This window comes from Streptomyces sp. NPDC054840, from assembly GCF_053611065.1.
In genome coordinates this window covers 1-9296 of the sequence record NZ_JBSGZP010000262.1, presented here as the reverse complement: position 1 = coordinate 9296, position 9296 = coordinate 1, and the positions used below count along the sequence as shown (strand labels likewise).

Sequence of the window (9296 nt, the reverse complement as noted above, 5' to 3'; positions counted from 1 at the left end):
GCTCCCGGGGGTCTTCTGGCTGCTCTTCACGGGCGTCCTGCTGAACCGGCTGGGGATCCTCGTCCCGTCGTTCCTCGCGCTCTTCCTCGCCGCCGAGTCGGGCATCGGTCCCGGCGCGACGGGCATCCTCGTCGGCGTGTGGGGTGCCGGGTCGGTGGCCGGATCGCTGGCGGGGGGCGTCCTGGCGGACCGTACCGGCGCGCGGGGTGCCATCCTCGTCTCCCAGGTCACCGCCATCGGCGCCTGCGCGGTCCTGGCGGCGGTGGCCCAGCCGGCCGTACTGGGTGTGGCGGCCTTCCTGGCCGGCTGCGCCTCGACCCTGCACAAGCCCGCGGGGACGGTGGTGGTCGCGCAGGCGCTGCCGGAGAGCGAGCACGTGCGGGCCTTCGGCCTGCTGTACTGGGCGTCGAACATCGGGGCCGCGATCTCCCCGGCCGTCTCCGGCTTCCTCCTGTCCGCCTCGGGCTACTGGCTCATCGCGCTCAACGTCACCACCGCGCTGGCGTACGCCGGCCTGGCGCACCGGCTGCCCGGGCCCCGGCCGCGGGCCGAGGCCGCCCCGGCGGGGGCGGCGGATGCCGCCGACGACGGCGGGCGGGAGACCGTGAGGGGACTGCTCGCGCCGTTCCGCAACCCCGCGACCGCGTGGTTCCTCGCGCTCTCGTTCTGCCTGGCGGCGATCTACCTGCAGAAGCAGTCGGCGCTGCCGCTCGACATGAAGGCACACGGTCTGTCCTCGCAGGTCTACGGCCTGGTGGTGTCGCTCAACGGATTCCTGATCATCACCGGCCAGCCGCTGGTCTCCCGGCTGACCCGGCGGCTCGCCGTGGACGTCCAGTTCCTGTGCGCGGCGGTCCTGGTGGCGGTCGGCTTCGGGGCCAACGCGGTGGCCGCGGGGCCGTGGGCGTACGCCGCCGCACTGGTGGTGTGGACGGCCGGCGAGATGCTGCTCGTCCCGCAGGCCTCCGCGTTCCTGGTCCGCCATGCGCCGCCGGGCCGGGCCGGCTCGTACCAGGGCGCGTACGGCTTCGTCTGGAACCTGGGGCTCGTGGTCGGTGCCCCGGTCGGGATGGCGGTGCTGCAGACCTGGGGCTCCGCCGCACTGTGGACGGGCGCTCTGCTCCTGGGCCTGTCCGCGGCAGCGGCGCACGCCCTGACGATGCTCCGTACCCGCCGCCGACCGCCTCGCCCCGGCCGCGGCTCGGAGCCCCCGGACCGAGACGACCACGCAGCGCGTGGGGGCGCCCGACGCATGACGTAGGGCGCGCATCCGGTGGGGCAGACCCGGGGGAGGGCCTAGCCTGGGCGGGCTCGGGATGCGGGTGCCGCGTGCGAAGGGCGAAGGGCGGAGGGCTGACGGGTGGGCGTGGAACCGGGTGAGCGGTGGGAATGGCCGGGTCGGAGCCTGCTCGGAGTGCTGTCCGCTCCCGCACGGGCGGAATTGCTCGGGCTCGGCTCGGAGTTGACGCTCGGCTCCGGCGGCGTACTGCTCACCGAGGGCGCCACCGATCGGCATCTGTACGTGATCCTCAGCGGGTTCGCCAAGGTCACGGCGACCGTCGAGAACGGGCAGGAGTCACTGCTCTCCGTCCGGGTCGGCGGGGACAGCGTGGGCGAGATGGCCGCGCTCGACGGCGCGCCGCGGTCGGCCGGGGTGGTGGCCTGCGGGCCGCTGCAGGCGCGGGTGATCGGGCCCGGGGCCCTGCACGGGCTCATGCTGCGGCGGCCCGAGGTGGCGATGGCGCTGACCCGGATCGTGGCCGACCGGCTGCGCTGGGCCAACCGGCGGCGGCTCGAGTTCCGGGGATATCCGGTCAAGGTGCGTCTCGCGCGGCTCCTGGTGGAGCTCGCCGTGGCGTACGGGCGGCCGGAGGCGGGTGGCGGTCATGTGATCGGCTTCCAGCTCACCCAGCCCGAACTCGCCGCGCTCACCGGCGCCGCGGAGACCACCGTGCACAAGGGATTGCGCGAGCTGCGGGACGAGGGGCTGCTCGGTACCGGATACCGGACGACCACCGTGCACGACCTCGCCCGGCTCGCCCGGGTGGCCGAACTCGCCGAGCCCGTGGCGCCGCCCGCCCCGCGCCGGCCCCGCGGATCAGCCGAGCAGCGGCCGTAACAGCAGGCAGAGACCGGCGGAGGTTCCCATCACCGCGGTGCACACCACGGCGGCCGTCACGCAGCGGTACTTCCGCAGGGCCACGTCGGAGAGGAAGCGGATCACCGCGTGCAGCTGCCGTTCGTCCTCGGCGGTGGCGGTGGCGGTGGCGGTGGCGGTGACGATGCCGGGGGCGATGTCGGTGGCGGGCGGCGGCGGATCCGAGGCGGCGGCGAGCCGGACGAAGCTGTAGTCGTTGGGGCCGGTGGGCCGCCAGACGCGCGGCCGGAGCGCCAGCGCGAGCGAGGCCGCACCGCCGAAGAGGCCACAGGCGAAGAGGGCCAGCAGCACCCCTGCCAGCCAGCCGAGCGGGCCGCCGCGACGCCAGCCGTCGAAGGCCGCCTCGCTCCACGCGCCCGCCGTTCCCACGAGCGCCGCCTGTACGGCGGAGAGGATCCCGGCCTTGGCGTCGGCGTGCTGGTGTGTGGTCTGCAGGACGGCCGGCATCGTGCGCGATGCGGGCCCGGGCCCACCCCCGGCAGGGGTGGGCGCCGCCGTGGGCGCGGCGGGCGGGATGGATGTCACGGTACCTCCAACGCGGCTCGTAGGAGCTTCCATTGAGCCGCGGGCCGGCCGGGCGGACCAGGCACTTCTACGGGATCGGACGAGTTCGCGCGATCCCGTATTTCCACGGGGTGCGGGTGGCCGGTTCCGGTGTACGACTGGCAGGGCGACCGGCGCTCCACGGGGGTGGACAACGGTCGGGAGCGGCATGCCGCATCGCTGGACACCGCGTAACTCAGCTGATTAGCGAGTGAGTTGGAGGTGCGGCATGCTGAGCCTCCCGATGGCACGGACGAGGAGGACGGGATGTCCGTAGGTGCGATGGGCGTGTTCGACAGGCGGCTTCTGCTGGCCGTCGACGCGCGAGGTTACGGCAGCGCGGACACCGCGCGACAGCGCGATATCCAGACAGTGTTGCCCCGGCTCCTCTCCGACGCCGCCGAGGCGGCCGGGCTCGACCGGGCCTCCTGGGTACGGCAGGCAGCCGGGGATTCCGAGTTCGCCGTGCTCCCGGCCGGTTCCGGCGAGCAGGCGCTGGTCGAGCCGTTCATGCGCCGACTGGACGCCGGGCTGCGGGCGCACAACCGCGACCGGGTGCCCGAGGCGCGGCTCGCGCTGCGCGCCGCCGTGCACTTCGGTCCGGCATCGGAGGCCCCCAACGGCTTCGTGGGTCCCGGGCCCGTCGAGGTCTCCCGCGTCCTGGAGAGCGACCCCCTGCGCAGGGCCCTCGCCGCGGCTCCGGACGCCGCGCTCGCCGTCGCGCTGACCGCGCCGATCTTCACGGAGCTCGTCGCGCAGGGGTACACCAACTTCCGGCCGGAGGAGTTCCGCGAGGTCGTCGTCGAGAAGAAGGAGTACCGCGGCCGGGCCTGGCTGTGGGTGTCGGGGTGCGACGTCCACACGCTGGACCTCGGTGAGTCCGGTTCCGGCTCCGGTGCCGGTACCGGCGTCGGTTCTGGTGCCGGTTCCGCTTCCGGTCCGACGTCGGGCTCCGGATCTGACACGGCATCCACTTCTGGATCCGCACCGAACTCCGGTCCGGGTTCCGGTCCGAACTCCGGTCCGGGTTCCGGTTCGGCGGCGGCCGGGGCCGGCGGAGGCGACTCGGTCACCAACCATCTGCACGGAACCGTCTTCAACGGGAACGTCGTCTTCGGCATCTCCAAGTGAGTCGAGCGGACGGGGAGACGGGGTGCACACGTGAGATCCACGGATCGGCCCACGCAGGATCACGGAAGTGGTGGGGAAGGGGACGGTGTGTTCGGTGAACCCCGGCAGTTATCCGAGGAGGCGGACGGCACCACCGATCCCCGCCCCGACCCCGACCCGCCCGCGACCCCGGGACCGACCCCCTCCCCGACCCCGTCCACACCGGCATCCCCGTCACCCTCACGAGTGAATTCCGGAGTGAATTCCGGAGCGGATCCCGAGGCGGATTCCGGAGCCGGTTCCGGAGCCGATTCCGCCGACGGCGACTACCGCGTCTACAACAACTTCTACGGCCCGCAGTACCACGGACGCGCCCACTTCGGGATCGCCACCGCCGCCGAGCGGCCCGGTCGGGCCCGCGCCACCGGCCTCCTCGACGCCGACGAGATCGACGCGCTGCTGCGCTCCTACATCCGCCCCGACTGCTTCGACGACGCCGCCCGCGAGCTGTCCCGTACCGGCATCGTCGTCCTCACCGGCCCCCAGGGCACGGGCAAGCGCTCCGGCGCGGTCGCCCTGCTGCGGGAGACCGTCGGACCCTCCGCCGACTACGTGGTGCTCTCGCCCGACATCGGCCTCGACCAGCTCGCGGAGCGCGCCTTCGACGAGGGCGTCGGCTACGTCGTCCTCGACCGCACCGGAACCGCCGGGACCGGGGGAGGCGCCGGGACCACCGCGGACGCCGCCGGTCCTTCCTCCGACTTCGACTGGCGCCGGGTGCGCGACCAGCTGCGCCGCCACCGCGCCCATCTGGTCGTCACCACCGTGCACGGAGCGGCCGGGCGCAGTCCCAAGGCCGTACGCCATCTGCCGTGGCGGCCCCCGCTCCTGGACAAGGTGGTACGGGCCCGGCTGGTCCAGGCCCGTGTTCCGCAGGAGATCGTCGACCGGGCCGTCTCCGGCATCCCGCCCCGCTGCCCCATCGCCGTCGTCGCCGAGGCGGCGCAGCGGATCGCGGCGGGCGCCGACCCCGACCAGGCGTGGAAGGAGCACAGCGGCAGCGCGCCGCAGGCGGTCCAGGAGTGGTTCGGTGCCGAGGAGGAGCGGAGCCTGCGCGAGATCGCCGAGGTCACCACCCTCGCGTTCGCTCCCGGCATCGGACGGCGCGCCTTCGAATCGCTGCAGGACCTCCTCGAACGGCTCCTCGGGCCGCTCTACTTCACCCCGGAGGCCCCCTCCTCCACCGCCGACGGCACGGCAGTACCCGACGCCTCGGGGCAGGCCGGCGCCGGCCCCGACGGCCAGGACCCGCAGCAGCGCCGCCGCGCCCGCCCGGTGGACCGGCGCCGCTCGCTCTCCCGTAACGCGCTGATCACCACCGAGATGCAGATCTACGGCGCGACCACCCGCGAGGTCATGGTCTTCGCCGACGCCGAGCTGCGCCGCTGGGTGCTGCAGGCGCTGTGGCGCGACCACCCCACCGAGTACTGGGACGCGGTCCGGCACTGGCTGGACGCGCTCGTCGAGGCCGACCCCGACCCCGCCCTCCAGCTCTCCATCGCCTCCGGACTCACCCTGCTCGGGCACATCGCCTTCGACGAGGTCGTACAGAGCTACCTCGACCCGTGGGCGCGCGGGGAGAGCGGCGAGACCGGGCAGACCCTCGCGGTGTACGTGCTCTGGTACATGTGCCTGGAGGAGACCCAGGCGGCCGCCGCGCTCACGCTGGCCCGCACCTGGGCCCAGTCCCTCCACCCCACCCTGCGGGGCACCGCCCTGATCGCCTTCAGCGGGCAGCTCGGCGTCACCTTCCCCACCGACGCGGTGAAGTGGCTCTGGGCGGTGCTGCGCAGCGGCGCCCTCGAAAAGCGGGCGGAACGCGCACACGGTCTGCGGGCCTGGGCGCAGCTGTTCCTGACGCTCGTCGACTGCCAGGAGGACGCCGGCATCGTGCTCGACGCCCTGGCACACCGGATCAGGAAGGAACGGCGCACCCGGTCCGCCGCCTACTCGGCGAGCGGCCTGCTCGTCCTCGAAACCGCCCTCTGGGTGTTCACCGCCACCGAGCGGCTCTCCGGCCGCCCCGCCGTCGCACGCCACCTCGCCGAGCGGCCCGAAGACGCCGACGTCGTCGCCGAGTTGTGGGCGGCGATCCTCTGCTACCGGCCGCTGCGCCGCAGCGCCCTGTCCGCTCTCCTCGTCACGGTCCGTGGCCTGCCCGCCGTGACCTCCGACCCCACCGCTGCGGCCGCGCGACTCGGTCACGCCCTCGCCGCCGCGCTTCCGCAGGTCGAGCACCCCTTGCTGACAAGCGAGTGGGGCCGACTCGCGGTCTCCCGTCCCACTCGCGCCACGGGTCCCGACTGTGTCGCGACCCTGCTCGGCGCCCTGAACAGTGCGAAGGACACCCACCCACGATGACCACGATCCGCAAGGCCTATCCCCTGGTCGAGGAGCGCGTGCTAGCCCCCGCGCCCCGCACCGGTCGCCGCTTCTGGAACCAGCCCACCCGCTCGCACGACGAACTGCCCCGCGTCTCCGCCCACCAGGTCCTCGTCTACCGCACCGGCGACCAGTACCTCACCGACCACGGTGTCCGCGGGCCCGGTGACGAGACCGTCCTGAACGCCGGCTCCGTCACCGTCGTCGACTGCCGTACCGCCGTGCCGGTCACCGTCGGCACCGACGTACCGTCCGCCGAGACCGACGGCTTCACCGTCCAGGTCGCCTTCCACTGCACGGTCACCGACCCCGTGGCCGTCGTCCGCGAGGGCGTCGTCGACGTGGAGTCCCGGCTGCTCGGCTATCTCCGGGCGCTGCCCGGGCTCACCGACGTCACCCAGGAATGGCCGCTCGAAGCGGGCAAGGAGGTGTCCCGGCGGCTGACCTCGCGCCTGATCTCGTACCTGGAGATGGAACCGCCGCGGATCGCCGGGCTCTCCGTCGGCGACCCGTACCTGACGGTGCTCACCCCGCAGGAGTTCGCCGATCAGCAGCGCCGTGCCGACGAGGAGCGGCGCGAACGCGAGCACGACCGCGTGAAGGAGGCGGTACGCCGCGAGCGCGCGCTGATGGAGCACGAGCGCGAGAAGGAACGCGAGCGGATGGACGCCGAGCGCAAGGCGCTCGAAATGCGCCACCAGCAGGAACTGGATGACCTCCGGCGGTCGTACACCCAGCGGACCGACGCCGAGGACCAGCACTACACCCACAGCCTCAAGCGCAAGGACAACGAGTTCGAGCGCATCGAGGCGATCAAGGACCTCGAAGACTTCGGCACCGACCCGGCCAACACCGACGTCCTCGCCCAGCGCCGGGGCGAGATCGGGTACTCCGAGCTGGCCGAGCGGCAGCGCGAGAGCGACCGGGTCCGGCACGAGCGGAAGCGCGAGGAGGAGGACCGCCACTGGGAGAGCGCCGAACGGCGGCGCAACGCCGATCGGGAGGACCTGCGCTACACCTGGGAGCGCGAGGACCGGCACCGTGAGGTCGACCGCCAGGACCACCGCGCCGTGCTCGACGCCGCCCGGGAGGATCAGCGCGAGGAGCGGGCCGCGGACCGCGACGACAAGCTGCGGCAGCGCGCGGATCAGCGCGAGGACCTGCTGGCCGACCGGGCCGAGCAGCGCCACCGGGCCGACCGGCGCGACAACATCAACCAGGAGCTGGGCCGTCAGATGATCAACCGCGGCCTCCTCGACAACGCGCCGCTCGACGCCCGTGCCTTCGTCGAGCGCCTCAGCACCGGGCAGGGCCTCCTCGACCAGGACCCGCCCGCCGGGCAGGTGGCCGGCGCCCCGGAGACCCCGCAGCTGAAGGAGGGCGACGGCGCCTCGTCCCGGGTCCGTTCCGACGAGCGCCGCCGCCGTTCGTACGACGAGGAGGCCTCGTACGGGAAGGAGGAGTACGGGCGGGAGTACGCCCCGCGCGACGGCCGACGTGACGACCGGTACGGGGACGACCGGTACGGGGACGATCGGTACGGCGACGGCCGGTACGGCGACGGAGGCGGGCGTACCGACCGGCCCGCCCGCGACGGCGGCACCGACCGGGACCGCGACGGCGCGGGTGACGACGGCGCCCGCGCCGCGAGCCGCCCCCTGATCGCCGACGACGACCTCGGTGAAGCGGGGAGGGAGGAGCGTGGCCGCTGACACCCCCGTACGCCCGCCCGAGGAGGAGTACGACGCGTGGGCGGCCGAGTCCCGGCCCGCGTACCGCTCGCTGCGCCCCTGGGGCGGCCGCGGCCCCGCCGTGTTCCTGCGCCGGCTGATCGGCATCCGCGAGGAGATCCTCGACCGCGAGAGCGCCGAGCGCGCCCGCTACACGTGGTACGGAGCCATCGTCCTCAACACCGCGCTGCTCGGCGGCGCCTCCATGGCCATGGCGATCTCCACCATCCGCGAGGGCACGCCGGTCGCCGTGGCGATCGTCGTCGGCGTGGTGTGGGCGTGGATCGTGCTGGCCCTGGACAGCTGGCTGGTCTCCAGCACCCACGGCCACACCGGCGGACGGGCGGTCCGCATGCTGGTGCCCCGGCTGTTCCTCTCCGTGGTGCTCGGGCTCACCATCGCCGAGCCGCTGCTGTTCCAGATCTTCGACCGGGAAATACGTCAGGAGATGGCGGTCGACAGGGAGCGCGACCTCGCCGACTTCCGGGGCGATCTCACCGCGTGCAACCCCCTCGACGGCCAGGACACGACGGACCGCGACGAGTGCGGCGACTTCCATCTGACGGTGCCGGGAGCGCCGGCGTCGATCAAGGAGGACATCGCCGACAACACCGCCGCCACCGGCCGGCTCGACGGGCAGATCAAGACCTACAACGACACCCTCGGTCAGAAGCTGGAGACCGAGCGCCGCGAGTGCGCCAAGGATCGCTGGATCCGGCGGGGCAACGGCTGGGACACCACCGAGACCTGTGAGCGCGCCCGCGCCGACACCGGCGCGTACAAGGCGACGAGCAAGGTCGCCGAGTACGAGGCGAAGCGCGCCGAACTCGTCGGCAAGGGCAACGTCCTGTCCGAGGCACTGATCAACACCGGCACCGCCTACCGCGCGGACGTCAAGGAGGCGATCGACGCCAAGGTCGCCGAGCGGCAGAAGTCGCAGCAGCACGACGGACTGCTGATGCGCGCCGACGCCCTGTCCACGGTGGCCTGGTCCGACGGCTTCGCGCTCTTCATGATGTTCCTGCTGCACGCCGTGCTGCTGCTGGTCGACGCCATGCCGGTGCTCGCCAAGCTGATGAGCGGCCCGTCCGAGTACGACCGCCGGCTCGCCGAGCGGCGCGAGGCCAACAAACGCATCCACCTGGAGGACCAGGAGGCGCAGCGCCGGGTCGACGCCATCGACCACGAGGTACGCCAGTACGCGGCCGAGGTGTGGGCCGAGGAGGACAAGGCCCGGCTGGGGCACGACCACTACAAGGCGCGCACCGAGCACGCCCGCATGGTCCGCGAGGAGCTCGACGCCCGCACCGCCC

7 protein-coding genes are annotated in these 9296 nt (G+C 73.4%); 6 read left to right on the top strand and 1 reads right to left on the bottom strand.

Annotation, left to right across the window (positions count from 1 at the left end; all coding sequences use genetic code 11):
- Both ACWGIU_RS19695 and ACWGIU_RS19690 read left to right on the top strand, forming a co-directional pair.
- On the top strand, window positions 1–1261 hold a 1261-nt coding region (locus ACWGIU_RS19695), incomplete at its 5' end, for an MFS transporter (protein ID WP_453707499.1).
- Between the two features lie 153 nt (window positions 1262–1414).
- Entirely contained in the window at window positions 1415–2119 is a 705-nt protein-coding gene (locus ACWGIU_RS19690; protein ID WP_453707497.1) for a Crp/Fnr family transcriptional regulator, read from the top strand.
- Here ACWGIU_RS19690 and ACWGIU_RS19685 read toward each other — a convergent pair.
- On the bottom strand, window positions 2099–2683 hold the full coding sequence (locus tag ACWGIU_RS19685; protein WP_453707495.1) for a Pycsar system effector family protein: 585 nt from the start codon (window positions 2681–2683) through the stop codon (window positions 2099–2101). The two genes, ACWGIU_RS19690 and ACWGIU_RS19685, sit on opposite strands and share 21 nt — an antisense overlap.
- 285 nt (window positions 2684–2968) lie before the next feature.
- Here ACWGIU_RS19685 and ACWGIU_RS19680 point away from each other — a divergent pair, with 285 nt between their 5' ends.
- The 4 genes from ACWGIU_RS19680 to ACWGIU_RS19665 all read left to right on the top strand — a co-directional run.
- The gene (locus ACWGIU_RS19680; protein WP_453707493.1) at window positions 2969–3832 is read left to right on the top strand and encodes a hypothetical protein; all 864 of its coding nucleotides are present in this window, start codon (window positions 2969–2971) and stop codon (window positions 3830–3832) included.
- Between the two features lie 237 nt (window positions 3833–4069).
- On the top strand, window positions 4070–6232 hold the full coding sequence (locus ACWGIU_RS19675) for a hypothetical protein (protein WP_453707491.1): 2163 nt from the start codon (window positions 4070–4072) through the stop codon (window positions 6230–6232).
- Window positions 6229–7965 carry a hypothetical protein gene (locus tag ACWGIU_RS19670; RefSeq protein ID WP_453707490.1) on the top strand — a complete coding sequence of 579 codons (1737 nt, stop codon included), beginning with the start codon at window positions 6229–6231 and terminating at the stop codon, window positions 7963–7965. Before ACWGIU_RS19675 ends, ACWGIU_RS19670 begins: the two co-directional genes overlap by 4 nt.
- On the top strand, window positions 7955–9296 hold a 1342-nt coding region (locus ACWGIU_RS19665), incomplete at its 3' end, for a DUF4407 domain-containing protein (protein ID WP_453707488.1). The genes ACWGIU_RS19670 and ACWGIU_RS19665, both read left to right, overlap by 11 nt.